Origin of the sequence: Brevundimonas sp. (genome assembly GCF_035935935.1) — a bacterium.
GTDB lineage: Bacteria > Pseudomonadota > Alphaproteobacteria > Caulobacterales > Caulobacteraceae > Brevundimonas.
In genome coordinates, this window is the sequence record NZ_DASYWO010000005.1 from 91428 (window position 1) to 117620 (window position 26193).

Here is a 26193-nt window from a genome sequence, read left to right on the forward strand (position 1 = left end):
AACGGTCTCAGCCGACCGGCCGAGAAGCGGACGTTCCGACGCTGAGAGGGCATGGCTGAATGTCGTGTTCCCCGCGCTCGCCGAATGACCGGTCCTGGCGCAATCCGGCTCGACGCCCTAGCAACGCTTCAAGCGGTGCGCGCTGTCGCGTCGAAGCCAACGGGGTCGGCGGGGCCAGACGACGCGCGGGGCTTAAGACTGGTGGGCGGAGCCGGTGCAGGAGACAGCCATCGGCGCACCGGCTCATTCGAAATGCCGCCCGACATAGCCGATCCGCACGTGCGGAGCCTCGTCGCGGACGTCGAAATAGATCCGGACGCACTGGTCCGGGGGCACGCCGTCGTTCGGCTTGGCATGGAGCTCGAAGGCGACCTCCTCGCCAGCGACGGTGAAGGTTCTCCGTCGCATGGCGTCGCGATTGTTCCGGATCGTCTCGGACTCGATTGAGGCGGTCACACCCCGCTCCCGCAGCCAGGCCGGGACTGTGCCGCCCAGAGCCCCTCGCGACCGGGTCGTGGCGAGATCGGCCAGGGCGTCGAAATATCGGAGCACCTTCTCGGGCGGCCCGGCCTCGGCCGAGAGGCCCGCGGCCTGATCCTCAACCCCGTCGCCGAAAAGGAGCACCCCCTCCCATTTTCGGCGGGCGATCTCCAGCGCTTCATGCACCGTCGTGGGCGGCGCTTCGTCCGCGGCCGGATCCTCGGCCATCGATTGCGAACGCAAGGCGAGGTTCAGCGCGGCGAGGTTGTCGTTGAGCGTCGCGATCTCGGCGTCGCGCGCTTCGAGTTCCGCCTCGAGTTCCTGGACGCGGCGCGTCAGGTCCTCCCCGGGCAGGTTGTCGGCGGCCGGCACAGCGGCGCGGTCGCGCAGGGTGGCGAAGCGTCGGAAGGCCGGATCGTCCGGCACGAAACTCGATGCGTCCAGAAGTCGGGTCCGCAAATCGCGCCGCAGACGGTCCCGCGCCTCGGCCTCGTCCTCGCTGCGCGTCGTCAATCGATCGCGGGTCCACAGGGGATGATTGCGCGGCCGCTCTCGATTGCCCCGGAAGGGCCAGAACAGGCGCACCCCTCCATTGTAGCAGGACCATTCCTTGTCCAGCCGCTGGGTCACGGCCCAGGCGGCGGCCTGGTCGATCCGGCAAACGTGCGCCAGGCCGCAGACGTCGGATGCGAGCCGGGTGTGCAGGTCGCCGGCCAGGGTCCGGCCGTCCAGCTCGGAGACGAGGATCAGCGGCAGTCTTCGCTGACTCGACTGGAGCAAGTCGAGAAAGGTGTCGACGTCCGCGGACCCGATGCGGGCGAAGGTTGAGAGCAGGTGTTCTCCGTCAAGCGACGAGCGCCAGTCGACGTCCAGCCCGACCACCTCGCGGACGAAGCGCGGGGTGAACAGGTCGACATTCGGCGGCACCAGGCCGCCATGGACGCCGAGCGAAAGGGTGCAGCTGAAATGCAGGCCCGTCGGCGTCGCCAGCACACGGGCGGCCGTCAGCAGTTCGCCGCCGTTGACGGGTTCGAGCACTTCGAAGTTGGACCAGGTCTGATCCCCAACCGCCTCCTGCCGACGGTCGGTCATTGCCGAGGTGCCGCTTCGCTGGATAATGGAGCCGCCGTCCTCGGCCGGCGCGAACTTGCCGTCGGCCCAATTCTCCAACGCCGACATCACAAGCGGAAACGCATCGGCCCTCCCCGGAGCCACGGCCTGAATCTTCCCCACGACCTGCATGACGTCCCCCTTGTCTCGCTGACTATAGAAGGCCGGCCGCCGGCCCGCCACCGGAGCGGAGCCCTCGCCTGTGCGTGACGGCGCCTCAGCCGGCGCCGTGGTCGGGCCAGGCGTAGCCCGCCCGCCACATGCGGTAGTCGCCGAGCCGGGCCTCGAAAGCGGCCCGGCTCACGTCCTGGACGTAGGGGCCCCAGTCGCAGTCGTCGTAGATCCAGGTGGTCGGCCCGAAGCTCTGCTCGTCACGGATCAGATCGTACAGCCACGGCGCCGTCCGCTCGCCTCTGCGCGGTTCGCGCAGATGGGCGAGGAGTCGCTCCAGGAACACGGCGGTCTGCGTTGGGCGCTCGAGATCGTTCCGGACCTCGCGGATGGCCGGCCGCAAGCAGTCGCTCCCCTCCTGGAGCAGGAAATCGATCTCGAACAGCAGGGAGCCGTGGATGCAGACGGCGGAGACCGGGTCGTCGACCGTCTGGATATGCTGCTCGGCGTTCTCGGCCCCCGTCGCGTAGGCCGAGCCCTTCTCGTTCACCTCGCCGCGGTAGTAGCGTCGCAGGTGATCGACGATGGTGGGCGCCGTCGCGCCCCCGAAGCCGAAGACGCCCTTGAAGATGGGCGGCTGGTCGACGCCACCCGAGACCTCCGACAACAGATCGAGCGCGCCGCACAAGGCCCCGCCGTCGAGCGTGGTCTTGCATTCGATGACGGCTCGCACGGCGTCGGGATGGACGACCACGAGTTCGCCTTCGCGGAAGAAGACGGGTTGGTCCATCCGATCGTAGATGAGTATGTCGAGCTGGCGCGAACAGCCGTGCACGAAGCCGGTGGCGACGTGATAGCGCTGCGGCAGATGCCTCTCAAGCAGGCGGCGGAGCAGGGTTTCGCGATAACCCCCGGACGTCGCCCTGTGTTCGATCAGGTTCCCGATCTGACGGCTCTGGGAGTCCATCTCTTCGGACAGGGAGGCCGCGAATCTGCGGCGCCTTTCCTGGATGAGACTGGCATGGGAGATCGACAGGACATCGACGGGCCCCCGCTTGGTGCCGCGGCCCTTCGGCGTCGGGGTGACGAGAAAGGTACCGGTCCCGATCCTGAACCGGATGGCGTCCTCGACGGCGTCCGTTGCGACGCTCAGGGCCGCAGACACGCTTGCGACGAGGTCGGGGAGAAGGGTCTCGCCGCCGCCTTCGGAGACCGTCTTCACCACGGCGTTGCCGATCAGCCGGTGAAGGGTCCGCCTCTCGTCTTCCGCCGGATGCGGATCGGACCAGTCGGGAAGAACGGCCACGTTCGAAGGCGGCGCGGTCCAGGCCGTGACCGGACCGGGCGCAAGCTTTCCGGCTTCGTAGACCGTCGCGGTTCCGAGTCGACCGTTCGCGTCCGTTCTGACCTCCTCGATGAGGACGTCGTGCCAGAGGCGGTTCTGGGGGCGATGATATCCCCTTCGCGCAAAGAGCGATGGAGTGTCGCGGCCGTCATGCTCGCCACGCCGCAAATTGGACCGGATCGACGCCCGCTCGCCAACCTCCGAGGCGAGATGACTTGCTTTGGGTCCAAAGGCTGGCGTGACTCTTCATGCAGGCATCTTCAAGTGATGCCCTTAACGCGCGGTAGTGCGCAGAGCTTTTTGGCAGGTTAGCGTCTTATCTGCGCCCTGTCAGGTATGTCTGCTCCGGGCGCATTTCTCCCGCTCGAAGCCTGTGAGATAGCTATCTCAGACGGACTTGGGGATCTTGGAGGTGCTCAAGACGACGGGCTTCAAAACCAGCGCGTCCACGAACCGCTTCGGCAGGGCGGCTAGCCCGCCGCCGATCTTGGAAAGCGTGAGCTCTCGGGCGGCTTTGAACGCGGTCATGACCGCGTCGACAGCCAGCTCCTCACGTTCGTCGATCCGACCGTCAGCTGCCACGACGTCTCGAAGGAATTGCATCAGCTCGGCCTGCATCGCGACGGCGTTGCAGTCCGGGTTGCCGGCTTGGAACTCCGCCAGCATCTTCGCGATGGCCTTCACGGAGACCGTATCGGTCGTGGACGTGAGCACATCGAGCGCGCGCGAGACGTAGTGTGGATCATATCCCCACTCATCGACGAAATGACGCTCGATCGCCTGGCGCTCTGAGGGGGCGACCTCCCCGTCGATCGATGCGACGCGGAGCGCGAGCGCGCCGACCATGTCGAGCAGCTGCATGCCCAGTAGGTCGATCGGCGTGTTGATGAACCGAGGGATGGTGTCGACCATGGCCTCGGTTTGCTTCTGAACCAGGCGCGTGACGCCATAGTAGGCACCGCCGGTGGCGACCGCGGCAGCCAGCACCCAGCCGATCGGAGTGGTCGCCACGCCGATGCCGATGAAGGACAGCCACCCCGCGGAGGAGGCGAAGAAGGTCCCTGCAACTATGGGCGAAGCGGCAACAGAGCCGGCCGTTATCGCGACGCCGCCCACATCCCAAATGCTCTGCAGGCCCCTCTTGGCCTTTAGGATCTTGTAGGCGTCTCCCCCGATTCGAAGCTTGCGCTTGAACTTGAGCGCATCGGCCACGACGCATTCCAGGTCGTCGCCGAACGCCTCCGGCTTGGAGGTCTTGCGGGGGCGACGGCTCACGCGACGCCGGCTTGGCGAAGCTGCGTCTGCAGGTTGGCAAGCCGCGCGCGCATGCCGCCGTCCGTCAGATCGTCCAACGCACCGAGGCTGATGCCGACGATGAGCAGAAGGGGAGTGAGCACGGGCGAAAGCACCGGTCCGACCACCGGGATCGAGCTGATCAGATAGGACAGCACCAGGGCGACCACCGCGCCGAACGCGATGCCCGGATAGGCCTTGGCCAACTCGAAGACGAACGCCATGACCCGAGCGCCGATGTCCACCAGCTTGCCGGCGACCACGATCGTCGCCTCCACCAAGCGCGACAGCGCCGATTTCATGTCGGCCGAGACGTCCAACCGATCGATCCGGCGGTTGATGGCCGCGCGATCGAGCAGCGGAGGGATGGCGGGAGTGTCGCCCATTTGTCTTTCGATCCCAATCTGAGCAGCCTTGCGGCGACCGCCGCAGATTACGCGACCCGCAAAGACGAGCAACCGAATGCCATGCTTTGCGCGCTCGATGCGCGCCAGATCAACATCGAACCTCCGATCGCAGTAGGCGGGACGGCCGCCCGCGGGGCGAACGTCCCCCACCATTGGGCCGCCGACCGCCCGTTCTTCGCCGTCCACTGCCGGCAACGCGGAGTGTCGTCCACGCGGCTCTCAGCGTGCGGAGGTCTCGACGCGTCGGGGTCGCGCGCCGATCCGCTGAAGTTCGATCGACGCGTTCACCTGCTGGATCAAAGCCGGTTCGGTCTCCGCCAGCTCGCGAAGCAAGGCGGCGAGCCCCGCACGCGCGTCTGAGCCTTCCATCTTGCAAAGTTCGGCGACGAGCGTCCGCCAGCGGCCGGAAGGGGCGGGAACAGGCTCGGGGCAGGGGGGCGATCAACGTCATTCTTGTGTTTCCGTCGCGCCACCGACGGACTGCGTAGCCGGCATGACGAGCCGCCGGCAAGATCAATTGTTCTGTTTTTGTTCCAATGTCGGTGGACAAGCCTGGAGGTCGCTCATCCCAGGGTCTGCGCCATAAGCCAGACCGTGCCGGCTATCTGCGCCGCGGTGACAATCACTAAGGCCACGATGAGGGCGACCTCCGTCCTGCTGGGGCGGGTCGGGCGGTCGCTCATCGGGCGGTCGCCGCGGGTGGACGAGCACCGGAGCATATCGGCGCGCGGGCATTGAAGCGCTCCCAGACCACTGCCATGCCGCTGCGGACCATCGCACAGTTCACCTCGGTGCCCGCGGCGTTCCAGCAAATGGCGGTCACGCGGCGATGGCTTCTTCCCGTGGCGCGGCACGTCAAAACCTGGTTACCCACCAGCGTCTCCAGACGGGCCGTCGACGCGGCCGCGGACGCCGGAGCGCAGGGATGATCGGGAGCGCAGGTGTCGTCCCGCTCGCGCGCGGAGATGGCGTGAAGTCGGATCCGCGTGCCGTCTTCGCACCTGAGCGTGTCGCCGTCGGTCACCGACGCCGTCCGACACATGAATGTCGCTCCCGCATCCTGCAGAGCGACGGGCTGGACGGCCCCTCGGCCATCGCTTTCCCGCTGCGCCAGGCCAAAGAGCAGCACGGCGGCGACCACGAGCAGGGTTGCGCCAATCGAGGAGAACCGACGCCTCAAACCGGAGCGCTCCGAGCCGGGCCCATGACGCGTGGAGGAGGGGATCTGTCCATATCCGGGCACGATGACACCGCGCACGACGGCGGGCCAGGGGCGGGCCGCATCCCTCCACCACTCGCCGTTCGAGCCGATGCGCAGACGCTTGCCGGACCAATATTATATGAAAACCCCCTCCCCCTCCTCTCTCCTCTCCTAATCCCCTCTGCCATCCATCCTTCCCAAGGGTGGAATCCAATCCCTCCTCGCTTGCTCAAGCTTCCAGCCGGCACGCTCCGGGAAGGTGGAACTTGAATGAGGTCAGCTAAGTCGCGGGCCCAGTGAACCTCGCTGCATCGTCAACGCAGCTGAGGCCTTCCCTTGGACCTGTTTCCTCCCGACCGCCTGCCCCTGGTGCCCGAAGCCCTCCTGACCGCGCACAAGGTCAACCACCCCGCCGACAGCCGTTTCCGCGCCTGCGCCCGCCTGCTTCAGGCCCTTCATCGTGAGGCGGCCGGCTGGGGCATTGGGACCTACACCACCGCCGCGGGACGCAAGCGCAAGATGGGCCACCTGGTCGGCGTCTTCGACGGCGCGGCCGGGGCGAACTTCCTGAGCCCCGAGGTTCATCGACTGGCCCGGCGCGAGCTCGCCTATCGCGAACCGGGCGCGATGTTCGAAGAGAAGCGGCTCTACGAGAACCTGCTTTCCTCCACGCCGCTCGCCCTGAACCTGCTCGGCCCCATCAAGCTGAACCGCGACCTGGCCGAAGCCTTCGTCCGCGAGGCCCTGCCGGATCTGGCCGGCCGGGTGTGCTCGGTCGCCTTCGAGCACTCCCCGGGTCGTGGTGACCCCAACTTCACCGACGACGCGACCGCCTTCGACGGCTTCATCACTCTGCGGCTGGAGGACGGCCGCAAGGCCTTCGTCGCCATCGAGATCAAATACTCGGAAAGCTGCGGCGAGCCCGAGCCGCGCATGCGCGAGCGCTACGACGCCCTCAGCGCCTCGAGCGACCTCTTCCTCGACCCGGACGACCCGGCCCTGCGCCGCAACCCGATCCAACAGATGTGGCGACTGCACATGCTGGCGCAGTCGATGATCGACGCGGGCCTCTACGACGCCGGCGCGGTGGTGGTGATCGCGCCGCGGCTGAACGACCAGGTCCAGCGGGCCGTGAGCCAGTACCGGGCCCACCTCGCGCCTGCCGCGACCGGCAAGGCCGCCTTCGTCGACCTGCCGCTGGAAGACGCGGTCGCCGCGCTGGCCCTGGCCGGCGCACCCGACATGGCCCGGGCCATCACAACCCGATACGTCGACTTCGGTCCCATCCACGCTCTGATCTGATGGGGGCGCTTCCTCTCTTTCCGCAAGGCGACCCAGGGCGTGACCGCGCCCTGGGGGCGCTCCTCGGTGCGGCACGCGGAGCCCGGGAGTCGCGACGTCTCATGGGCGGACGCGCCGCCGCCGACTGGCCCGACGCACAAGCCGTCATGATCCACGCCGCCCACGCCCTCCTGGAAGCCGGGACCCTGGCCCCCGGCGACCTCCTTCGTCGCCTGCTGACCGACTGGGCCCAGGGCGCGGGCCGCCCCCGCCTCCTGCGCGTGCTTGACCCGGAACGTCCGCGGCACACGGGACACGGCTTTGTCGCTGGCCTCGCCGTCGTCGGCATCCTTCGTCGGGCCGATCGCAGGACCGCGCAGCAGGAGGCCATGCACCTGGCCGCCTTGATGAACGCCACGCCTGAGGAAAGCGAGGCGCTGGAGTTGGCCAGCATCTTCGTCCGCCGCGCCCTTCTCAGCGGCGACGCCGCACACGCCTTGGAAGCCATGGACTGGGAAGGCGACGACCGCGTCGCGGCCGTGGCGGCCGGACGTTCCCTGCCGACCGACGAGCCGCGAGACGTCGTGTCCGCACTGGATCAGGCGCGGACGCTCGCCCTCAATGCGGACGGTCTGGCAGTTGGGTTCGACGCGCTCGTCCGCGTCGGAGCCACACCCGCCGCCTTCATCCTCACCGGCATGATGGTCGGTGCCGCCAAAGGAGCCGCCGACCTCGGTCTCGTGCCTCCCGCTTCCGACCGCCACTCCACGACCACCGCCCGCCTGGAAGCCATCGGCGGTCAGCTGCTGGCGCGGGTGCATGACGCGCGCGCCTCGACCTACGCCTTGCCACGGAGGCGTCGATGACGTTCCGCCTCACCAAGATCCAGAGGAAGAAGCTGATCGCAGCGTGGGGGCGCATGGACGCGGCGCGCGCCAGCGGCGCGACCTTCGACCCATTCCCGGTGGCCAAGTTGTTCACCCCGGATGCCGGCGCGACGTGGTTGCTGGCCGCCGTCAGCCCAGACGAGACCCTCGCTTGGGGCGTGGCGGACCTCGGGCTCGGCTTCGTCGAAATCGGCGAGGTGGATCTCGAGGAGCTGCGCCGGCTTCGCGGACGGCTCGGCTTGCCGGTCGAGATCGATCGGTGGTTCAAGCCCGACCGATCGCTGGCGACCTACCAACGTGAAGGTCAGGCCGCCGGCCGTCTGACCGCCTAGTCCTCGGCGCGCTCGCCGTCCGGCCTGAGCAACACGAGCCAATCCGCAAGGCCCATGGCGGCGGCCAGCGCATGCACCGTCTCGATCGTCGGGTTGCGGCGGCCGGCTTCCAGGCTGCTGACGTAGAACTGAGATGTGCCCGCGCGGTCGGCCAACTCTTCCTGAGTCAGGCCCAGCTGGATCCGCGCGCGGCGGACGTTGCGGCCCACCAATGCGCGGATGTCCATGCCGAGACGGTGACCATCTCGACGGTCACGCTGAACCAACTATAGTTGTTAATCGAGTGGAGGAGGCCAAGGCATGCGAGATGGCTTGAGAGGGGTGGTCGCCCTGGCGATCGTCATGGCGGCGTCGGGGACGGCCGCTTGCGATCAGAGGGCCGAGGCCGAAACGGCGTCTCCGGCGGCGGGCCCGGGCCATGCGTCAACCGGCTCAATCCGCGTCGAGCGAACGGGCGACGGCCAGGATCCCGGCCCGTTGGAGCCCATGCCTTCGGCTCAGCAAAAACTGGCGATGGCGGCGCAGTTCGACCCGCGTCGGCCGTGGTTCTCGCCCTATCTGACCACCGCGGAAGCGACCGAGAGCAAGGGTTTCTACATCCAGTTTCTCGAGGCGTCCCCCGGCAGCCGCGCTGAGCGCCAAGGGTGGGCGGGCTACGCGCGGTACGTGGCGCTGGAGCGCTCACGGCAGCAGGAATACGCGCAAGCCGAGGCGGTTCGTCTCGACGAGAAAGCTTCGCGCGAGGATCGGGATCGTCCCGAGGCGGAGGAATTGTGTCGCCGCTATCGCGCAAACCCTGACATGAGCGCGGCCGAAATCATCAGCATCCATGAGCGGCTCGAGCAGCTGGCCATCCCGTATCCGAGCCCATTGTCGAGCTGCGCGACCAGCGTCAGGTTCAGTTACGGCGAAGCGCTGGATCGCAATCGGGTGTGCTCCGCGGCACCGTGCTGACGGCAAAAGGCGTTGGACAAAGCTGGATGATGGTCGAAGACCGCCGAGGTTAGACGCCCGACGGCTCAATGGTGTGGGGCTTGCGGCACCCAACTCTCGACCATTCCACCGGACACGAGACGCCTTTCTATCGTTGCGCCTCACGCCTTTCCGCGCTGGGCCGCGCAGAAAAAAGGGCCGGTCTGCGCCGGCCCCTTCCAGATTTCAACCTTCTCGCTCCAGCTAGACTCTGAGCCTTCTCAGACCGAGTTCCGACTCAGACGCCGTCTTCGGGTACGCGTCGGCGGTCGGCCCGGAACTGTGGCCTGCAGGCTCGGTCGCCGGCTCCGCGCGGTACGCCTGATATTCCGCCGCATAGGCTCCACAAACCAGCGGGTAGGGCCGGGAGGCGTTCTTCAAGAAGTCCTTCATCCAGGTGACGTGCCGCCCGCGGTTGACGACAAAGCGCTTCCAGGGGGTCGACCCGAGCAGGTGATGCGAAAAGCCGGCCCGCTTTCCGATGATCTCCCCGGTCTTGCCGAACGAGCTCGGCTTGGGGGTGTAGCTGATCGTCTTGGTCTTCGTGACGTAGCCGAAAAGCGTCCACTGCTGCCGCATGTCTGCTTTCAGGCCCGTTTGTTCCGGGCGGTCAGAGAAGTCGAGGGCGCTCGCATCCAACGGCAGATGCGACATCGCCCCGGTCTGTTGAGCCGTCGATCCGGCCGACGCCAAAGACCGCTGGATCACACGCCACAGCGCCGTCCGTTCTTGGGGCGGGCAGCAAAACAGGTAGTGCGTGTGCACGCCGACGGTCGGTCCGCTTTCGTGAACCCAAATCCAGCCGATCAAGGCGTCCAAGCGCTTGCCTTGGAATGTGCGTCCCTTGGCCCACTCCCTTACGCGGCGCATGAGACGCGCCTGCGCCGCGGCGATGTTCGCTTCGTCGATCCCGGCCCGCTCCCAGGCGATCGTCACAAAGACGTTCATGACCAGGCCCATGCAGTTCGCCCGCAGTACGATTTCGTGCAGGTGGGTGACCTGGGCCTTCGACAGGGCGGTCGTCTTGCGGTGCTTCTGCGACGGCCGGTTAAGACTGTCGGTGGGGAAGAAGGGGTTTACTTGCCGGGGCTGAAAGGTCTGATGCCGCGGCGGCCGGATCGGTCTCGTGTGGCCGATGGGCGGCTCTGCGGTCACGCTGTGCTCAAGGTCCAGTCGCTCTTCGTGGGTCCAATCAGCCAGCGGCAGGCACTGACGCTCACGCAGGCGCTGCTGCTTGCGGTCGAACTCGCGCTCCTCGTGGCGACGGTACTGCTCTTCCGTGTCCGACTGCGAGGGCATCGGCTCCTGCAACGTTCCAGCGGTCCGCATCACGACTTCTCCGAGTCGTCGGCCCGGCCGATCGCTTCAGCCTCGGCGCGCGACTTCGCCGCTTCCCGGAAGATCGAAACCCAGTCGAGCCTGACGTGCTTCCTGATCGGTTCGAACAGGGCTGCGCGCGGTTTGATCGCGTCGCCCTTGTAGATGTGTGCGAGTGCCGCCCGGGGGGCCCGGAGCAGGGCGCGCGGCGGCTGGCTGTTTTGCCACTCTTCAAGCGACAGAGTCGCGTTCGGCGGGGAGGGCGTGCCGGCCGGTGCGGCAGCGGCCGACGCCACGATGGGGTCGCTTTCGGAGGTCCGTTCAGTCGGACGGGGGGCATCGATCACGTTAGATCTCCTGGTGGGTTGGACGTGTTCAGCGCCGACGAGCTCGCTCTGTCTCGACGCTGGGAATCTGCCGTCAGCTGCTGGTGCGGCATGTGCTTCGGGCGGGGGCTACGCCGGCGCCGGCCCGTTTCGCCGTCTGGTCGTAGCGAGCAGATCAGGGAACAGGCGCTTCGGCCTACGAATGCTGGCGGCTCTTCGTCAGGCGTCTCGGCGCGTACCCTTAGCCCGCTTGGAGCCGCTCGCCTTGATCGCGGCTTCCTGGCGCAGGAAATCCAGCCAGAGGCCACGGACGGTGCGGTCGTCCGCCGCGTCGAACAAAGCACGCGTACAGGCGCACTCCGGCAAGACCTGGTTGAAGTAGAGCGCGTCGGCCAGAACGGTCGCGTCCGACACGCGCGCGTAATCTTCGAAGCCCGGCGTCACCCTTTCGTGCGGGCCGTCGGCCAGGTCGATGCCGGCCAGGACCTTCGGCGGCCCAGCGGGGAGGCGCGTCAGTTCGACGTCGTCGCCCCCGGCGACGATCAACTCGTCGAAGGGGGACGTGTCGGCCGGAGCCAAGTCGGCCGGGAACCGATGGCGGAGATGCGGACAACCCCTGCAGGTCTCACGCCCCGGCAAGGCCGTCGCGGGGCTGGAGGGCTCAGCCATCGGCGCGCGCCTCACCGCGCTCTCGTAGTCAATCGGTCGACAGGCGGTGGTCTGTGCAGCGGCCATCGCGGTGGAGAAGTCCGTGTCCGCGTGGATCCGCCGGGTCACGGGGGTGATGGAGGGACGGACCATCAGCGCACCTCCGGATGGGAGAGCGCCGCAGCGACTTCGTCGATGTCCCATACGACGGTACCTGCCGTCAGCCTGATGCCGGGCGGAACGCGCCCCTGGGCGACCCAGGAGAACCACGTCGACCGGGAGATCTGCAGCCAGCTCGCGATGCTGCTGGCGCGCATCAGCTTGGCGTGCGGATTGAGGGGGGAGTGGGTGCGCATGGTGGGGGCTCCTGAAAAAGCAGAAGCGCCCACATAATGCAGCCGAAATGCGGAAAGATATAGCGAGGTAAAGCGGGCGACACCTTAGATCTGTCGACTCTTATCTTGCCGTTTTTCGGCTGCCGCCGTGATCAGCCTTTCGCCCTCCTTCAGGCGCTCCGCCAGGGTGCGCGCCCCCCGCGGAAGGCGGACGCGCTTGCCCGCCGCCATCTTAACAATCCCCGCAGCCAAGCCGCTTGGCATCGAGGCCTTTTCCGGCAGCAACAGTTTAGATACGGCAAGGAGCAGTATAGTCGTTGAATCTAGTAAGTCTTGCTTGACGGCGCGCGTTCTGTCCTTCTCCTTTAAACGAACGTATTTGTCATTGTCTTTTAGAGTGTTACGTAGTTTGTCGTTCTCGTTAATAATATACTTGAGCGCAGCCCATGCAAAATAAGCTGCGCTTGGTTGCAGTCGTTCGGGCCACGCCGACACGAGGTGCAAAATAGCCGCCGGACTGTCCTCCACGTTCGGGTCGAGCTCGTCTCGCAAGCGCCGATAACTTTCCAGCACTTTCAAACCCTCAGCAGGTTTGCTCGCTGACCGTTTGATGATGGTGAGAGCGTCGTGGGCGCGGGATTCGTCTAAAATGTATCCGTGCAGAACGAAGGCCGCGAAGGCGGCCGACCATGCCGGAAATTGACTAAGCTCTTTCAGAAGGGCGATGTCGTCCGAGGGCACGCGCGACGGGTCTTCTAAGAAGTCGCGGATGGTGATTCCCTGGACCGGCTTAAGGAACGCTGCCGTCAGCCCGGGGTCGGCCGAACCAAAGCGTTTTTCGACCAGCTCGGCATCCGGGCCAGGATGGGTCGCCGTCAGCAAGAGGATGAGCTGTTGCCGTGGTGTCGGCGCATTAGCGGGCGGCAGCCAGTCGCTCACATCCGCATCGCTGTCGCGGTCAGTCAGGTCGTTCACCGCCGTACCCCTCAAGACTGCCTGACGACGCAGGCACCCAATAGGCCGTGGCTCCTACGACCGCTCCCACCTTAGCTTTCGGCCGAGGCTTTCGCAGCACCTACGATCTCCAGCAATCGGTCTTCCCAAGCCTGAAGCGCGCGGCGTCTCTCGCCCATGTAGCTGTTGACGTCATAGTGGATGGCTGTGACGGCCGCGCCGCCGCCCGCATCTGTCGAGTGGCCCAACACTTTCGATCGAATGAAAGGCGACACGCCGAGACGCTCGCTCGTCAAGGCGGTAGCTCCCGTCCTGCGAAGATCATGCAGGGTAGCCCCTTCGATGCCGGCCGTTGCGGATAGGCGCGCCAGCGCACGCGACAGGCTCATGGGATCAATGGAACACTCCGCGTCCCTCGCGTTCGGAAACACCGCCTTCACGTCCGAACCGCCCACCTTCTTCGCCAAATCGATGGCCTCTTCGATCAAAGCGATGGAGTGAGGCGGCAGCGGGACTGAGTGGGGACGGCCACCCTTCATGCGATGGGCGGGGATGGTCCACACGGCGTCGTCGAAGTTGATCTCCGCGATCTGCATGCCGGCGATTTCGGAACGCCGCTGCAGCAACAGTGCGCAGAGCATGACCGCGATCCGCAGCTGCCTACCGACGAAGCACTGACGTCCCTGGCGATCAGTCAGGCTGCCCTCGGTGTTGAGCACCCGCCACAGCTCTTTGAGCTCGTCGGTCGACCAGGTGCGCGTGCGGGGCTGTTGGTCTGCGAAAGGGGCGAAGCCCGTCGCAGGATTGATCTGCACCAGGTCTTCAGAAATCCCGTAGGCGAAGACTTGGCGAACGAGGGCCTGGCAGCGATTGGTTTGCGCGCCGATCCCCTTGCCGACCATGTTCCTGAGCAGGTCCTTCACGATCTTTCGGTTGATGTCCTCCAGGATCATCTGACCGATGTTGGGGATGACATGACGACGGGCCAAGCGCTCTTCATAGACGATCGTGACTTCGCGCTTCCTTTTTCCCTTGGGCTTCCACTCGCCTGCGCGGCTGGCCTGGACGTACTGGTCGTAGAGCTGTTCGAACGTCAGTTGGGCGTCGGCCGCGACCTTAGCGCGTCGCTTGGCGGCCGCAGGGTCTCGGCCATCCTCGACTTCTCCCCGAATTCGCCCTGCCTCTATCCGCGCAGACCTGAGAGACATGTGCGGGAAGCGACCGAGCTTGAACCGAGGCTGGCTGCCGTCTGTGGCCCGATAGCGTAGGACGAACGTCTTCAAGCCGCGCTCGGTCACACGAAGGCAAAGGCCGGGCGTCCTCAGGTCCCACAGCTCGAGACGCTCTCCCGGAGCGGCCTTGGCGGAAGCTACTAGCTTGTCAGTCAGCTGCAGTTTGGGCATCGGATCCTCTGTGCCCCAAGTTCGCTATGGGGCACAAATCGCCTGAAATCGGCTGGATTGCGATGTAACGCTTCGGACGCTGTTGTCCAGCAAGGATATGAATTTACTCGAGATCCTGGACTGATCTGGACTGGACTAGACCCGACACTCAAAAATTCCTAAAGCCGAGGTCGGAGGTTGGAGTCCTCCCGGGGTCGCCATCGGCGCCGCCGTCGTCCGGTCATCCTCCGTTAACCGCGATGAAACCGCGCCCGCGCCAGGGTGCGCGCGAATGTCCGCGCGCCGCACATCCCGCCGGGTCCTGAACTCGACCGTGGCCCTGGCCGCGGCCGGGGCCGTCGCGCTGTCGCCGGTCCTGCCCCTGGCGCAGGAATACCAGCCGGCCGCCCTGGATCCGGTGGCCATCCGCATAGGCGCGGCAGCCGACTACACGCGCCTTGAGTTCGCCGGCGTCGTCGGCGCCCGCGCGCGGGTCGTCATCGAAGGGCGGCGGGTGGTCGTCCGCATCGGCACGACCGCCGCGCCCGACGTCTCGCGCCTCAAGGTCGATCCTCCCGCGGGGGTCGAGGCGGTCGAGACGCGCGCGGTGCAGGGCGGCACGGAACTGGTCCTGACGCTGGCCGAGGGCGCCGAGGCCCGCACCGGCACGGCCGACGGCGCCGTCTTCCTGAACCTCTACGCGCCCGGCCGGGCGCCGGAACCGTCCGTCGCAGAGACCTCCGCTGAAGCGGACGTCCCGACCGTCGGGGTGCGAACCGAGGCGACGGCCGACGGCGTCACCCTGAGGTTCGACTGGCCGCGGTCGGTCGGGGCCGCCGTGTTCAGGCGCGGCGAAGCGGTGTGGGTCGTGTTCGACGCCGCCGCCAAGCTGGACCTGGCCGACGCCGCGAATCTGGGTCCCGCAAAGGGCGCCCGGTGGGCGGCCGGGCCGGACTACGTCGCGCTGAGGCTCGAGGCGCCCAAGGCCCTGACCGTCTCCGCCTCGGCCGACGGCGGAGCCTGGACCGTCCGCATCGGCGGAGGCGCGACGCCCGCCGGCGGCGTCAGCCTGGATCGCGACCCGTCCGGAGAGCCGGCGCTGGCCTTCAACATGGCGGGGTCGGGCCGGGCCATCTGGCTGACCGACCCGGTGGTCGGCGACCGGTTCGCCGCGGTGACGGCCGTGGGGCCGGCAAAGGGCTTTCCGCAGCGGCGTCGCACCGTGGACCTGCACGTCCTGCCTTCGGCGCAGGGACTGGCGATCGAGACCCTCGCCGACGATCTCAGCATCGCGGCCGACGGCGATCGCGTGATCGTGTCGCGTCCGCGCGGGCTGATCCTGTCCTCGCCCACGGCCCTGCTGGAGGCGGCCGAACCGACCGCCGACGACGCGCCGCGCAAGGCGCCGAATCCGGCCCTGATCCTCGAGGACTGGAAGGGCAGGGACGAGGATGGCTTCCTGGCCCGTCACCGCAAGCTTCAGGCCGAGGCGGCCGAGGAGGGCGCGGCCGCCGTCGACGATCCGCGCGCGCCTGCGGAGAAGCGTCTGGCCTATGCCCGCTTCCTCGTCGGCTCGGGGCTGGGATACGAGGCGATCGGCGCGCTGAACGCGCTGGTCGACGTGCAGCCCGGCATGCTCGGCGAAGCCGAGGTGCGCGGCCTGCGCGCCGCCGCCCGCGTGTCCATCGGCCGGCTGGAGGAGGCGCAGGCCGACCTGTCCGGCGCCGCGATAGCCGGCGATCCTTCGGCCAGGGCATGGCTGGGCCTGATCGCGAGCCGGCGCGGCGACTGGGAGGAGGCGCGCCGCCAGTTCGCGGCCGCCGCCGGCGTCGTCGACGCCTTCCCCCCGGAATGGCGCGCCCGGTTCGCCTGCGCCCACGCCATGGCGGCGATCGAGCTGGGCGACGTCGAGGCCGCCCGCGCCCTGATCGCCTACGCTCTCAGCCAGCAAATCGGCGCGTCGGAGCAACTCCAGATCCGCCTCGTGCAGGCGCGCCTGTTCGAACAGATCGGCGAACTCGACAAGGCCGCGGCGGTCTTCACCGCGGTCGGCAAGGCGCCGCTGGACGCCGTCGCCGTGCCCGCCCGTCTGGGCGTGGTGCGCATCGGCATGGCCAACGGCAAGGTGGTGCCGAAGGCGGCGGCGGCGGAGCTGGAGACCCTGCGCTGGCGCTGGCGCGGCGACGCGACGGAGCTGGAGGTCATCCGCACCCTCGGCCGGCTGTATCTGTCGCAGGGCCTGTACCGCGAGGCGCTGACGGCGCTGCGGGCGGCCGGCCCCCGCATGGCGACGATGCCCGGCGGGGTCGAGCTGCAGGCCGACGTCCAGGCGGCGTTCCGCATGCTGTTCCTGGAGGGCGGCGCAGACGGTCTGCAGCCCATCCAGGCGCTGGGCCTGTTCTACGATTTCCGCGAACTGACGCCGATCGGCGCCGACGGCGACGAGATGGTACGCCGGCTGGCGCGCCGACTGATCGACGTCGATCTGCTGGACCAGGCCGCCGAGCTTCTGAAGTATCAGGCCGATCAGCGCCTTGACGGGGTGGCGCGGGCCGTCGTCGCCACCGATCTGGCCACCGTCTACCTGATGGATCGTCAGCCCGAGGCGGCACTGCAGGCCATCTGGTCGTCGCGCACCACGCTTTTGCCGGCGGCCCTGAACGCCGAGCGTCGCGCGCTGGAGGCGCGGGCCCTGATGGATCTCGGGCGCTTCGACCACGCGTTGGAGGTGCTGGGCGACGACGCGTCGACCGCCGCGCTGGAGGTGCGGGCCGAGGTGCTGTGGAAGCAGGAGAACTGGGCCGGCGCGGGCGCCCTGTACGAGCGCCTGCTGGGCGACCGGCATCTGGATGCGGCGACGCCCCTTTCGGCGGCGGACGAGACCCGGCTGATCCGCGCGGGCGTAGGCTATTCGCTGTCGAACGACGACGCCGGCCTGTCGCGGCTGGCCCAGCGCTATGCGCCGTTCGTCGAGAAGGCCCGCAACCCGGACGCCGTGCGGATCGCCCTCTACGACCCGCTGACCCTGTCGTCGCCGTCGGGTCTGGCCGCGGCGATCCAGAGCTCGAACACCTTCACCGGCTGGGTGGAGGGCGCCCGGACGAAGTTCCGGGAGCAGACGCCGGCGGCGCAAACGAAGACGGGCGGAACGACGCCTGCCGCTCCGCCCGCCCGTCCGGCCCCCGCGGGGGCCTGATCTCTCAAGAAGCCGAACGGCTTACTTGTTGACCGCATCCTTCAGCGGCTTCGAAACGCGGAAGCGCACGGCCTTCGAGGCGGCGATCTTGATGGTCGCGCCGGTGGCCGGGTTGCGGCCTTCGCGGGCGGCCCGCGCGGCGGTGTCGAACACGCCCAGGTTCGAGATGCGGACGTCGCCGCCGCTCTTCAGCGACTTGTGGATGTTGTCCACCATGGCGGTCAGCACGCGGCCGGCGTCGGCCTGGGACACGCCCGCGTCCTTGGCGACGGCGGCGATCAGTTCGGCTTGAGTGGTCATATGGGTCGTTTCCGATTTTCTGCCGCCCGACGGGGCGACGACGGACGGATTGACGCCGCTTTTCGTTCGCTTGGCAAGCGGCTTTGCCGCTGAAAGCCCCACGGGCTGGGGATTCACCCCCCGCCGGACGCTCTCTGGAAGCTCTCGACCAGACTGCCCGCGACCAATCTCCAGCCGTCCACGAGGACGAAGAAGATCAGCTTGAAGGGCAGCGACACCACCACCGGCGGAAGCATCATCATGCCCATGGACATCAGCACGCTGGCGACCACCAGATCGATGACAAGAAACGGAACGAAAAGCAGAAATCCGATCTCGAACGCCGTCTTCAGCTCGCTGATCATGAAGGCCGGGACGATCACCCGCAGCGGCAGTTCCTGGGCGGTCGGCGGTATGTCGACGTTCGACAGTCGGGTGAACAATTCCAGGTCGCCGCGGTCGACCTGGCCCAGCATGAAGGTCTTCACGGGATCTGCCGCCAGATCGAACGCCTGCGGCAGTTCCATCTGCTGATCCATCAGCGGTCTGATTCCCGAATCATAGGCGTCCTGCCAGGTCGGAGCCATGACGATGGCCGACAGGAACAGGGCCAGCGACACCAGCACCGCGTTCGGCGGGGACTGCTGCATCCCCAGCGCGGTGCGCAGCAGCGACAGCACCACGACGATGCGCACGAAGCTGGTGGTCATGATCACGATCGACGGGGCCAGGCTGAGCACGGTCATCAGGCCGACCAGCTGCACCACCCGGGTGGTCAGCCCCGCGCCCGTCCCCAGGTCGACGTTGATGGCCGACGACCCGGCGGCCTGCGCCTGCGCCGCCTCCTGCGCGAACGCGCCCAGCGGCCACAGTAGGCAGGCCAGTGTGACGCACAGCGACAGCAGGGCGGCCCGCTTCACCTCGTCACGCGTCGGCTTGACGAACACCGTCACTTGCCCGGGCTCCGGGGCTCGATCAGCTCCTTGCCCTCGCCGAGCAGCAACAGGCGCTCCTCGTCGTCGATCTTGACCAGCACCAGGCGGCGCGCCGGGTCGAGCACGAGCGTCTCCATCACCTGCATTCGCCGCTCGCCGCGCTGGGCCGACAGCTTCGCCATCAGCTGCGGCGCATAGCGACGCGCCGCCCAGGCCGCGCCCCCGATCAGGCCGAGGGTGAAGGCCAGGCCGAAGACGGCGCGCAGGAGGTCGAGGAAATCCATCGACCGGGATCGTTAAGGATCAGGGTTAACGGCCGGTTGAGAAAACCTTTGATTAACCACGACAGGTCACGATTTCGCTCGGGCACGTCCGCCCGCGTCGCGAAGGGGGAACGGCCGTGTCCATCGCCGACCTGCCGCTGCTGAACCAGATCAAGGGCCGGCTGACGTGGCTGGACGAGCGCCAGCGCGTCATCGCCCAGAACGTCGCCAACGCGGACACGCCCGGCTACATGGCTCGCGACCTGCGCCAGCCGACCGACTTCGCCAGGGCCATGCAGAACGCCGGTGGCCTGCAGATGACGCGGACCTCCGCGTCCCACCTCGCGCCGTCGAACGCGCCGGCGCGGTTCGCGGTGCAGGACAGCCCGGATTCGGAGACCACCCTCGACGGCAACGCCGTGGTCGTCGAGGAGCAGATGCTGAAGATGGCCGAGAGCCGCATGGCCTACGACGCCGCCATCAGCCTGTACCAGAAGTCCATGTCGCTCCTGCGCATGGCCGCGCGGCCGCCCGGTCGCTGAGGAGGGCTGACCCGTGCCTGACCCCATCCCGCCCCGCAACTCGACCCTGGCCGTGGCCGCCAGCGCGCTCAAGGCGCAGCAGTCCCGCATGCGGGTGATCGCCGAGAACATCGCCAACGCCGACTCCACGTCGGACACGGCGGGCGGTCAGCCCTACCGCCGCCAGGTGCCCGTGTTCCGGGCGCGCGAGGTGGACGGCGCCACCGGCGTGGCCCTCGCCGAGGTGCGCGCCGACCCGGGCGAGTTCCGCCGGGATTACGATCCGAACCATCCCGCCGCCGACGCCGAGGGCTATGTGCTGCGTCCCAACGTCGACACGCTGGTCGAGGCCATGGACATGCGCGAGGCCCAGCGCGCCTATGAGGCCAACCTGAACGTCATCGAGACGGCGCGCGCCATGGAGCAGCGCACCCTCGACATCCTGAAGCGCTGAGGACCTGATCCATGAACCCGATGGCGGCGATCAAGGCCTATCAGTCGGTCCAGTCGGGCGCCGCCGTCGGGGGACCGGGCGGCATGGACCCGGCCGGGGGATCGGAGTTCGGCGCCATTCTGGACGGCGTGATGAAGGGTGCGGTCGAACAGACCCGTGCGGCGGAAAGCCAGATGTCCATGGCGGTGCAGGGCCAGGGCAGCCTGATCGACGTCGTCACCGCCGTCTCGTCCGCCGAGGCGTCGCTGGAAACCGTCATGGCCGTGCGCGACCAGGTGATCCAGGCCTATCAGGAGATCATGCGGATGCCGATCTGACGCGTCGGTCAGGCTTACCGCGATTTCATCCGCCTCCCGCATCCGCGGGGCTTCCGCCGCGCCTCTTCCTCCGACACCTTCGGAGCCATGATGACCCGCACGCTCACCGCACTTGCCGCCCTCGCCGTCGCCTGCCTCGCCACCGCCGCCGAAGCGCAAATGCGCCAGCCGCAGGGGCCCGCGCTGATGGTGCGCGCCGGGAACCTGTTCGACTCCGAGGCGGGCCGCATGGTCGGACCGCGCGATCTCCTGATCCGCGGCGAGCTGGTCGTGGAGGTGGGGCAGGGGCTGGCCGTTCCCGACGGCGCGGTCGTGGTCGACCTGTCGCGCTGCTCGGTCCTGCCCGGGCTGATCGACGGTCACACCCACATCCTGATGGAGCAGGCGCAAGGCCAGCCGCTCAGCCAGGTCGCGGCGATCGACGCGGGCATCGAGGGCGACGCCCTGCGCGCCCTGTCGGGCGCGAAGCGTGGCCGCGAGTATCTGGATGCCGGCTTCACCACCATCCGCGACCTCGGCAATTCGGGGCGATTCCTCGACCTGCAGCTCTCGCGCGGCTTCGCGGAGGGTCGCGTGCCGGGGCCGCGCCTTTACGGGTCGGGTCCTGGTCTGGCGCCGGCCGGCGGTCAGATGGAGCCCCTGCCGCACGATCCTCACCATCTCGTCGGCGCGGAGTATCGCATCGTGACCGGTCCCGACGACGCCCGCGCCGCGGTGCGCGAGGCCGTCGCCGCCGGGGCATGGGTCATCAAGGTCTATCCGGAGGCCACGCCGCAGCGGACCCGCCTGTCGGTGGCGGAACTGGAGGCCGTCGTCGACGAGGCGCGTCGCCACGGCGTTCCGGTCGCCGCCCACGCCACCTCCGACGCGGCGATCCGCGAGGCCGTCATGGCCGGCGTGACCTCGATCGAGCATGGCTATGAGGTGTCGGACGAAACTCTCCGGCTGATGGCGCGGAAGGGCGTGTATCTGGTCCCGACGGACCCTTCGCTCGAGATGGCGCAGGAGTTCAGCGCCGGCTGGACCCCACGACCGCCGGTCGCCGAGATCGAGGGAATGCTGGCCGGGCCGCGCGAGCGCTTCGCCCGCGCCCACCGGATCGGTGTGCCGATCGCCATGGGCTCCGACCTCTACATGCCCTACGGCCCCGGGCGCGGTCATGGCTCACGCGCCACCCTGACCGCCTACGTCGAGTCCGGCATGACGCCGGCCGAGGCGCTGCAGACCGCGACCTGGAACGCCGGCCGCATGATCGGCGACGACCGTCTGGGCGTGCTGCGGCCCCGGTCCTTCGCCGACCTGATCGCCTTGCCTCTGGACCCCACGCAGCATCTCGACGCCCTGAAGGACGTGCGCCTCGTGATGAGGGGCGGCCGGGTGGAGAAGCTGGATCTGGAGCGCGTCTGCGGCGGCTGAGCGGAACGTCGGGCCCGCGCCCGCGCTTTCGTCGGCAAACCGACGGAGGCGGCCATGCTGAAAGATCTCGACGCCCAGCCCATTCTCGCCGTGTCTGATCTGGCGCGCGCCCGGCGCTTTTACGGCGAGACCCTGGGGCTGGAGGAGGAGGGCGGCGATGCGCCCGAAGGCCAGGCCATGACCGCCTATCGCACGGGGGCCACCCGACTGACCCTCTACGTGTCGGACGCCGCCGGCACCAACGAGGCCAACGCCCTTGTCTGGCCGGTGGCGGGCGGCATCGAGGAGATCGTGGCGGACCTGCGGGCGAAGGGCGTGACCTTCGAGCGGTATGACTTCCCCGAGACGACGTACGAGGACGGCGTCCACAAGTCGGGCGACGCCCGCATGGTCTGGTTCAGGGACCCCGACGGCAACATCCTGCATCTGATCCAGGGCATGTGATGACTTGAGACGGCGTTCGGGCTATCGCCCGCGCGCCCAAGGAGTCTCATGTCCAAGCTGACCCTCGCCGAAGAAGCCGCCCGTCGGCGCACCTTCGCCATCATCGCTCACCCCGACGCGGGCAAGACCACGCTGACCGAGCACATCCTGCTGGCCGGTGGGGCGATCCGTGCGGCCGGCGCGGTGCGGGCGCGCGGCGAGAACCGGCGCACGCGCTCGGACTGGATGAAGATCGAGAAGGAACGCGGCATCTCCGTCTCGGCCTCGGTCATGACGTTCGAGTTCGAGGGCGGCATGTTCAACCTGCTGGACACCCCCGGCCACGAGGACTTTTCGGAAGACACCTATCGCACGCTCACCGCCGCCGACTGCGCCATCATGGTGCTGGACGCCGCCAAGGGCATCGAGCCGCAGACGCTGAAGCTGTTCGAGGTCTGCCGCCTTCGCGACATCCCGATCATCACCTTCATCAACAAGCTGGACCGCGAGGCCCAGGACCCCATGGCCCTGCTGGACGAGATCGCCAGCCGCCTGCAGCTCGACCCCTCGCCCATCTGGTGGCCGGCCGAAAGCGGCAATCGGCTACGTGGCATGGCCAGGGTCGGCGACGGGACGTTCCAGCCCTATGCCCGCAAGGTCGCCGGCTCGGACGAGGATCCGGATCACCCCGCCGCCCTGCCGCTGACCGACGCCGCCGCGTTTTTCGAAGGCGGCGAGCACGCCGACATGGCCGACGCGCTGGAGCTGGTCGAGGCGGGCTACAAGCCGTTCGACCGCCAGGCCTTCCTGGAAGGGCACATGACGCCCGTCCTGTGGGGATCGGCGCTCCGCCACTTCGGCATCGAGGAGCTGCTGCGCGCCATCGCCGACTGGGCCCCGCCGCCCAAGACGCTGAAGGCCCGCCGGGAAGCCCCGCCCGAGACCCGCAACGCGCCCGAGCCCCTCGACATGGTCGTCGAACCGGGCAGCCCCGAGGTCACAGGCTTCGTCTTCAAGGTCCAGGCCAACATGGACCCGAACCACCGCGACCGCATCGCCATGTTCCGCATGGCGTCGGGCAGCTTCAGGCGCGGCATGAAGCTGAAGGTCCAGAACACCGGCAAGTCGCTGTCGGTGAACAGCCCGATCATGTTCTTCGCCTCCGACCGCGAGCTGGCGGAGGAGGCCTATGCCGGCGACGTCATCGGCATCCCCAACCACGGCGTGCTCCGCGTCGGCGACAGCCTGTCGGAGAGCGGCCTGATCCGCTTCGCCGGCCTGCCGAACTTCGCCCCGGAAATCCTGCAGCGCGTGCGGGTCAAGGATCCGCTGAAGGCCAAGCACCTGAAAAAGGCGCTGGAGGGTCTGGCGGAGGAGGGCGTGACCCAGCTGTTCCGCCCGGAACTCGGCAGCGACTTCATCGTCGGCGCCGTGGGTCAGCTGCAGTTCGAGGTCATGGCCGACCGCCTGGGCGAGGAATACGGCCTCGACGTCGTCTTCGAACCCTCGCCCTGGGCCGAGGCCCGCTGGATCGCGGGCGACAAGGCCGACCTCGAGGACTTCATGGCCAAATACCGCCCCCAGATGGCTGTCGACATCCACGCCGCCCCGGTGTTCCTGGCCAAGTCCAGCTGGGAGACGGGCTATGTGGGCGAACGGTTCGAAAAGGTCCGCTTCATGAAGACGAAGGAGCGGGGCTGAGGCGTTAACCCATCGCCTGCACCGGCCCTTAAGCGCGCGGCGGCGATGGGCAGGGGACCGCTTTCGGGAGTCCCCTATGCCGCGCATCCGCACGGACGCCTACGCCCTGTTTCTGGCCTTCGTCTTCGCGGGCGCCTTCATGTTCGGCCACCTGAAGCTGGGCATGCTCGACCTTCCGGACCCGCTGCGGACCTATGACCGGCTGCTGATCTGGCTGGCGGCCGGCTCGGCCATGTACGTGGCGCTGTTCTCGCTGGGCCACTTCGCGATGCGGGGCCGCAACGTCGGCGAGCGCTGGGCCTATGCCGTCTGGGGCGGGATCAGCCTGGTCTCGATGTACCTGTGCTTCAAGGGACCGACGCGCCTGGCCGTCGTGTTCGGCAGCGGCCAGGGCGTGATCGGCCTGATCATCCCCTTCGCCATCGGCGCGGCCTTCGGCTTCCTCTACGCCTGGCGCGCGGGCTGGGAGATCGACGACGCCGAGGATCTGGACGGCCTGCGCGCCCGCATGGCCGGCGTGACGTCGGAGCAGGAGGCGAACATGGACGCCTTCAGCCAGGGCGCCGCAGACTATTTCGCCGGACCGATCCAGGTGCGGACTTCCATCCCGCTGATGCTGCTGGCCGCCGTGCTGGGCGGCATCGTGTTCGGACTGGCGCGCGGCGCCTTCACAATCGTCTTCGAGGTGACGCAGATCGCCGACCTGACCGGCCGGGCGGCGCTGCAGCGGGCCGGGTCGATGGTCGACTACGCCGGTCTTGAGATGGTCGCCATGGCCGTCATCGGCGCGGTGCCGATCGCCGTCTGCATGCTGGCGGGTCATTACGCCCTGCGCGGGCTCAAGCGCACCGAGATCTGGGCCTATGCCGGGGTCGGCTTCCTCGCGCCGCTGGTGCTCGGCATCCTGTGGCCGCCCCTGTATCTGATCGCCGCCCTGATGCTGCCGATCCCGGCCGCCATCGCCATGGCCGTCTATCGCAGCTTCGCGGGGCTGGAGCCCGTGCCGGTCAAGGAGGACGTGATCGCCCGCCGGGGTCGCGACCTGGTCGGCGCGGACCACCCCCGGCGGCGTTTCGCCCGGGTGATCCGCGCCCGGTGAGGCCTCAGGCGGCCTCGGAGACCTGATCCAGCGTCGGATAGTCGATGTAGCCGGCGTCCCCGCCGCCGTAGAAGGTCGACCTGTCGGGCGCGTTCAATTCCGCGCCGGTCTTCCAGCGTTCGACGAGATCCGGGTTGGCCAGGAAAGGCACGCCGACGCTGACGAGGTCGGCGCGACCCTCCGCGATGGCCTTTTCGGCCAGTTCGCGGGTCAGCCCGCCGTTAAGCATCACCGGCCCGCCGAAGGCTTCGCGGATCCTGGCGGCCAGCTGGGGTGCGCCGTCCTTGATCGACATCGGGGTGTCCGGCTCGCCCTCGATCAGGTGCAGGAAGGCCAGGCCGTATGGCTTCAGAGCCGCCGCGGCGTGCAGGAAGATCGAGGCCGGGTCGGAATCGACCGTGCCGTTGGCTCCGTTCGAGGGCGACAGGCGAATGGCGGTCCGGTCGGCGCCCCAGACCTTCACCACCGCGTCCACGACCTCCAGCATGAAACGTGCGCGGTTCTCCAGCGAGCCGCCGTAGCGGTCGGTGCGCCGGTTCGCGCCGTCCTTGAGGAATTGATCGATCAGGTAGCCGTTGGCGCCGTGGATCTCGACCCCGTCGAACCCGGCCTTCTTCGCCATCTCGGCCGCGTGGGCGTAGTCGGCGACGACCGCCTTGATCTGCTCGACCGTCAGGGCGCGCGGCGTTTCGAACTCAGTCAGGGAGAAGTCGGGACGCATGCCCTTGCCCTGCGCCGCGACGGCCGAGGGGGCGAAGCCCGGCAGGCCGTCGGGCTGATAGTCGGACAGCGACACCCGACCCACGTGCCACAGCTGGGCGACGATCAGGCCGCCGGCGGCGTGCACGGCGTCCGTCACGATCTTCCAGCCCCTCACCTGGTCGTCGGTGAAGACGCCGGGCGTGTGTGGATAGCCCTGACCGGATCGGCTGATCTGCGTGGCCTCGGAGATGATCAGGCCCGCCCCCGCGCGCTGGGCGTAATAGGTGGCGGCGGTCGCGTTGATCACTTCGCCCGGCGCCGCGCGGCTGCGGGTCATGGGCGCCATGGCGATGCGGTTCTTCAGGTTCAGCGCGCCGAGCGCGATAGGTTCGAAAAGGGGGGAGGACATCTGTTCTGCTCCTGCAACAGGTGCTGATGCAGATATGGGGCGATCCGGTTTGCGCAAGGTCGGGTCAGCCCTTCGAACCGACCTTCCGGCCGCGCAT

29 protein-coding genes are annotated in these 26193 nt (G+C 68.1%); 13 read left to right on the forward strand and 16 right to left on the reverse strand.

What is annotated here, in order from left to right:
• Positions 1–243: 243 nt before the first annotated feature.
• The 4 genes from VGR32_RS05205 to VGR32_RS05220 form a co-directional block, all read right to left on the reverse strand.
• Positions 244–1722 (reverse strand): hypothetical protein, encoded by a 1479-nt coding sequence (locus tag VGR32_RS05205; RefSeq protein ID WP_327448770.1) that lies wholly within the window; start codon positions 1720–1722, stop codon positions 244–246.
• A gap of 85 nt (positions 1723–1807) precedes the next feature.
• Positions 1808–3007: a DUF6602 domain-containing protein gene (locus VGR32_RS05210; protein WP_327448772.1), complete on the reverse strand. Its 1200-nt coding sequence runs from the start codon at positions 3005–3007 to the stop codon at positions 1808–1810.
• A gap of 426 nt (positions 3008–3433) precedes the next feature.
• On the reverse strand, positions 3434–4321 hold the full coding sequence (locus VGR32_RS05215) for a TerB family tellurite resistance protein (RefSeq protein WP_327448774.1): 888 nt from the start codon (positions 4319–4321) through the stop codon (positions 3434–3436).
• Complete coding sequence (locus tag VGR32_RS05220; protein WP_327448776.1) at positions 4318–4725, reverse strand: hypothetical protein; 408 nt, start codon at positions 4723–4725, stop codon at positions 4318–4320. Before VGR32_RS05220 ends, VGR32_RS05215 begins: the two co-directional genes overlap by 4 nt.
• On the opposite strand from VGR32_RS05220, the gene VGR32_RS05225 reads away from it, so the two are divergent.
• Positions 4726–5106, forward strand: a complete 381-nt coding sequence (locus tag VGR32_RS05225) for a hypothetical protein (RefSeq protein ID WP_327448778.1) — start codon at positions 4726–4728, stop codon at positions 5104–5106.
• Positions 5107–5425: 319 nt separating this feature from the next.
• On the opposite strand, the gene VGR32_RS05230 is transcribed toward VGR32_RS05225, so the two are convergent.
• Positions 5426–5887 carry a nuclease gene (locus VGR32_RS05230; RefSeq protein WP_327448780.1) on the reverse strand — a complete coding sequence of 154 codons (462 nt, stop codon included), beginning with the start codon at positions 5885–5887 and terminating at the stop codon, positions 5426–5428.
• Between the two features lie 396 nt (positions 5888–6283).
• On the opposite strand from VGR32_RS05230, the gene VGR32_RS05235 reads away from it, so the two are divergent.
• The 3 genes from VGR32_RS05235 (at position 6284) to VGR32_RS05245 (ending at position 8447) form a co-directional block, all read left to right on the forward strand.
• Positions 6284–7249: a PGN_0703 family putative restriction endonuclease gene (locus tag VGR32_RS05235; RefSeq protein WP_327448782.1), complete on the forward strand. Its 966-nt coding sequence runs from the start codon at positions 6284–6286 to the stop codon at positions 7247–7249.
• Positions 7250–7350: 101 nt separating this feature from the next.
• Positions 7351–8094 (forward strand): hypothetical protein, encoded by a 744-nt coding sequence (locus tag VGR32_RS05240; RefSeq protein ID WP_327448784.1) that lies wholly within the window; start codon positions 7351–7353, stop codon positions 8092–8094.
• A complete protein-coding gene (locus tag VGR32_RS05245; RefSeq protein WP_327448786.1) occupies positions 8091–8447 on the forward strand; it encodes a DUF2958 domain-containing protein in 357 nt (118 codons plus the stop codon). Before VGR32_RS05240 ends, VGR32_RS05245 begins: the two co-directional genes overlap by 4 nt.
• On the opposite strand, the gene VGR32_RS05250 is transcribed toward VGR32_RS05245, so the two are convergent.
• The gene (locus tag VGR32_RS05250) at positions 8444–8674 is read right to left on the reverse strand and encodes a helix-turn-helix transcriptional regulator (protein WP_327448788.1); all 231 of its coding nucleotides are present in this window, start codon (positions 8672–8674) and stop codon (positions 8444–8446) included. The genes VGR32_RS05245 and VGR32_RS05250 overlap by 4 nt on opposite strands.
• A 73-nt stretch (positions 8675–8747) precedes the next feature.
• Between VGR32_RS05250 and VGR32_RS05255 the strand changes: the two genes are divergently transcribed.
• Positions 8748–9401 (forward strand): hypothetical protein, encoded by a 654-nt coding sequence (locus VGR32_RS05255; RefSeq protein ID WP_327448790.1) that lies wholly within the window; start codon positions 8748–8750, stop codon positions 9399–9401.
• A 222-nt stretch (positions 9402–9623) separates the two neighbouring features.
• Here the strand turns inward: VGR32_RS05255 and VGR32_RS05260 are convergent, their stop codons facing one another.
• The 6 genes from VGR32_RS05260 to VGR32_RS05285 all read right to left on the reverse strand — a co-directional run bounded on the left by VGR32_RS05260 (position 9624) and on the right by VGR32_RS05285 (position 14402).
• The gene (locus VGR32_RS05260; protein WP_327448792.1) at positions 9624–10718 is read right to left on the reverse strand and encodes a hypothetical protein; all 1095 of its coding nucleotides are present in this window, start codon (positions 10716–10718) and stop codon (positions 9624–9626) included.
• 29 nt (positions 10719–10747) lie between these two features.
• A complete protein-coding gene (locus VGR32_RS05265; RefSeq protein ID WP_327448794.1) occupies positions 10748–11083 on the reverse strand; it encodes a hypothetical protein in 336 nt (111 codons plus the stop codon).
• A 198-nt stretch (positions 11084–11281) separates the two neighbouring features.
• The gene (locus VGR32_RS05270; RefSeq protein ID WP_327448796.1) at positions 11282–11641 is read right to left on the reverse strand and encodes a hypothetical protein; all 360 of its coding nucleotides are present in this window, start codon (positions 11639–11641) and stop codon (positions 11282–11284) included.
• Between the two features lie 221 nt (positions 11642–11862).
• Positions 11863–12066 (reverse strand): helix-turn-helix transcriptional regulator, encoded by a 204-nt coding sequence (locus VGR32_RS05275; protein WP_327448798.1) that lies wholly within the window; start codon positions 12064–12066, stop codon positions 11863–11865.
• 84 nt (positions 12067–12150) lie between these two features.
• Positions 12151–13020, reverse strand: coding sequence for a hypothetical protein (locus VGR32_RS05280; protein ID WP_327448800.1), 870 nt, complete (start codon positions 13018–13020; stop codon positions 12151–12153).
• A gap of 71 nt (positions 13021–13091) precedes the next feature.
• On the reverse strand, positions 13092–14402 hold the full coding sequence (locus tag VGR32_RS05285) for a tyrosine-type recombinase/integrase (protein ID WP_327448802.1): 1311 nt from the start codon (positions 14400–14402) through the stop codon (positions 13092–13094).
• Positions 14403–14673: 271 nt separating this feature from the next.
• On the opposite strand from VGR32_RS05285, the gene VGR32_RS05290 reads away from it, so the two are divergent.
• Entirely contained in the window at positions 14674–17577 is a 2904-nt protein-coding gene (locus VGR32_RS05290) for a hypothetical protein (RefSeq protein WP_327448804.1), read from the forward strand.
• A gap of 21 nt (positions 17578–17598) precedes the next feature.
• Here VGR32_RS05290 and VGR32_RS05295 read toward each other — a convergent pair whose 3' ends face one another.
• The 3 genes from VGR32_RS05295 to VGR32_RS05305 form a co-directional block, all read right to left on the reverse strand.
• Complete coding sequence (locus VGR32_RS05295) at positions 17599–17877, reverse strand: HU family DNA-binding protein (RefSeq protein ID WP_327448806.1); 279 nt, start codon at positions 17875–17877, stop codon at positions 17599–17601.
• A 113-nt stretch (positions 17878–17990) separates the two neighbouring features.
• The gene (fliP, locus tag VGR32_RS05300) at positions 17991–18809 is read right to left on the reverse strand and encodes a flagellar type III secretion system pore protein FliP (RefSeq protein ID WP_327448808.1); all 819 of its coding nucleotides are present in this window, start codon (positions 18807–18809) and stop codon (positions 17991–17993) included.
• A complete protein-coding gene (locus VGR32_RS05305) occupies positions 18806–19075 on the reverse strand; it encodes a flagellar biosynthetic protein FliO (protein ID WP_327448810.1) in 270 nt (89 codons plus the stop codon). The genes fliP and VGR32_RS05305 overlap by 4 nt, the downstream gene beginning before the upstream one ends.
• Positions 19076–19191: 116 nt before the next feature.
• Between VGR32_RS05305 and flgB the strand changes: the two genes are divergently transcribed.
• The 7 genes from flgB (at position 19192) to VGR32_RS05340 (ending at position 24985) form a co-directional block, all read left to right on the forward strand.
• Positions 19192–19596 (forward strand): flagellar basal body rod protein FlgB, encoded by a 405-nt coding sequence (flgB, locus tag VGR32_RS05310; RefSeq protein WP_327448812.1) that lies wholly within the window; start codon positions 19192–19194, stop codon positions 19594–19596.
• A gap of 13 nt (positions 19597–19609) precedes the next feature.
• The gene (gene flgC / locus VGR32_RS05315) at positions 19610–20029 is read left to right on the forward strand and encodes a flagellar basal body rod protein FlgC (RefSeq protein ID WP_414642893.1); all 420 of its coding nucleotides are present in this window, start codon (positions 19610–19612) and stop codon (positions 20027–20029) included.
• Positions 20030–20040: 11 nt separating this feature from the next.
• Positions 20041–20346 carry a flagellar hook-basal body complex protein FliE gene (locus VGR32_RS05320; protein ID WP_327448814.1) on the forward strand — a complete coding sequence of 102 codons (306 nt, stop codon included), beginning with the start codon at positions 20041–20043 and terminating at the stop codon, positions 20344–20346.
• Positions 20347–20436: 90 nt separating this feature from the next.
• Positions 20437–21762, forward strand: a complete 1326-nt coding sequence (locus tag VGR32_RS05325; RefSeq protein WP_327448815.1) for an amidohydrolase family protein — start codon at positions 20437–20439, stop codon at positions 21760–21762.
• A gap of 54 nt (positions 21763–21816) precedes the next feature.
• Positions 21817–22206: a VOC family protein gene (locus VGR32_RS05330; protein ID WP_327448817.1), complete on the forward strand. Its 390-nt coding sequence runs from the start codon at positions 21817–21819 to the stop codon at positions 22204–22206.
• 48 nt (positions 22207–22254) lie between these two features.
• Positions 22255–23886 carry a peptide chain release factor 3 gene (locus tag VGR32_RS05335; protein WP_327448819.1) on the forward strand — a complete coding sequence of 544 codons (1632 nt, stop codon included), beginning with the start codon at positions 22255–22257 and terminating at the stop codon, positions 23884–23886.
• Between the two features lie 76 nt (positions 23887–23962).
• Positions 23963–24985: a hypothetical protein gene (locus tag VGR32_RS05340; RefSeq protein ID WP_327448821.1), complete on the forward strand. Its 1023-nt coding sequence runs from the start codon at positions 23963–23965 to the stop codon at positions 24983–24985.
• A gap of 4 nt (positions 24986–24989) precedes the next feature.
• On the opposite strand, the gene VGR32_RS05345 is transcribed toward VGR32_RS05340, so the two are convergent.
• A complete protein-coding gene (locus VGR32_RS05345; RefSeq protein WP_327448823.1) occupies positions 24990–26096 on the reverse strand; it encodes an alkene reductase in 1107 nt (368 codons plus the stop codon).
• Positions 26097–26193 lie beyond the last annotated feature (97 nt).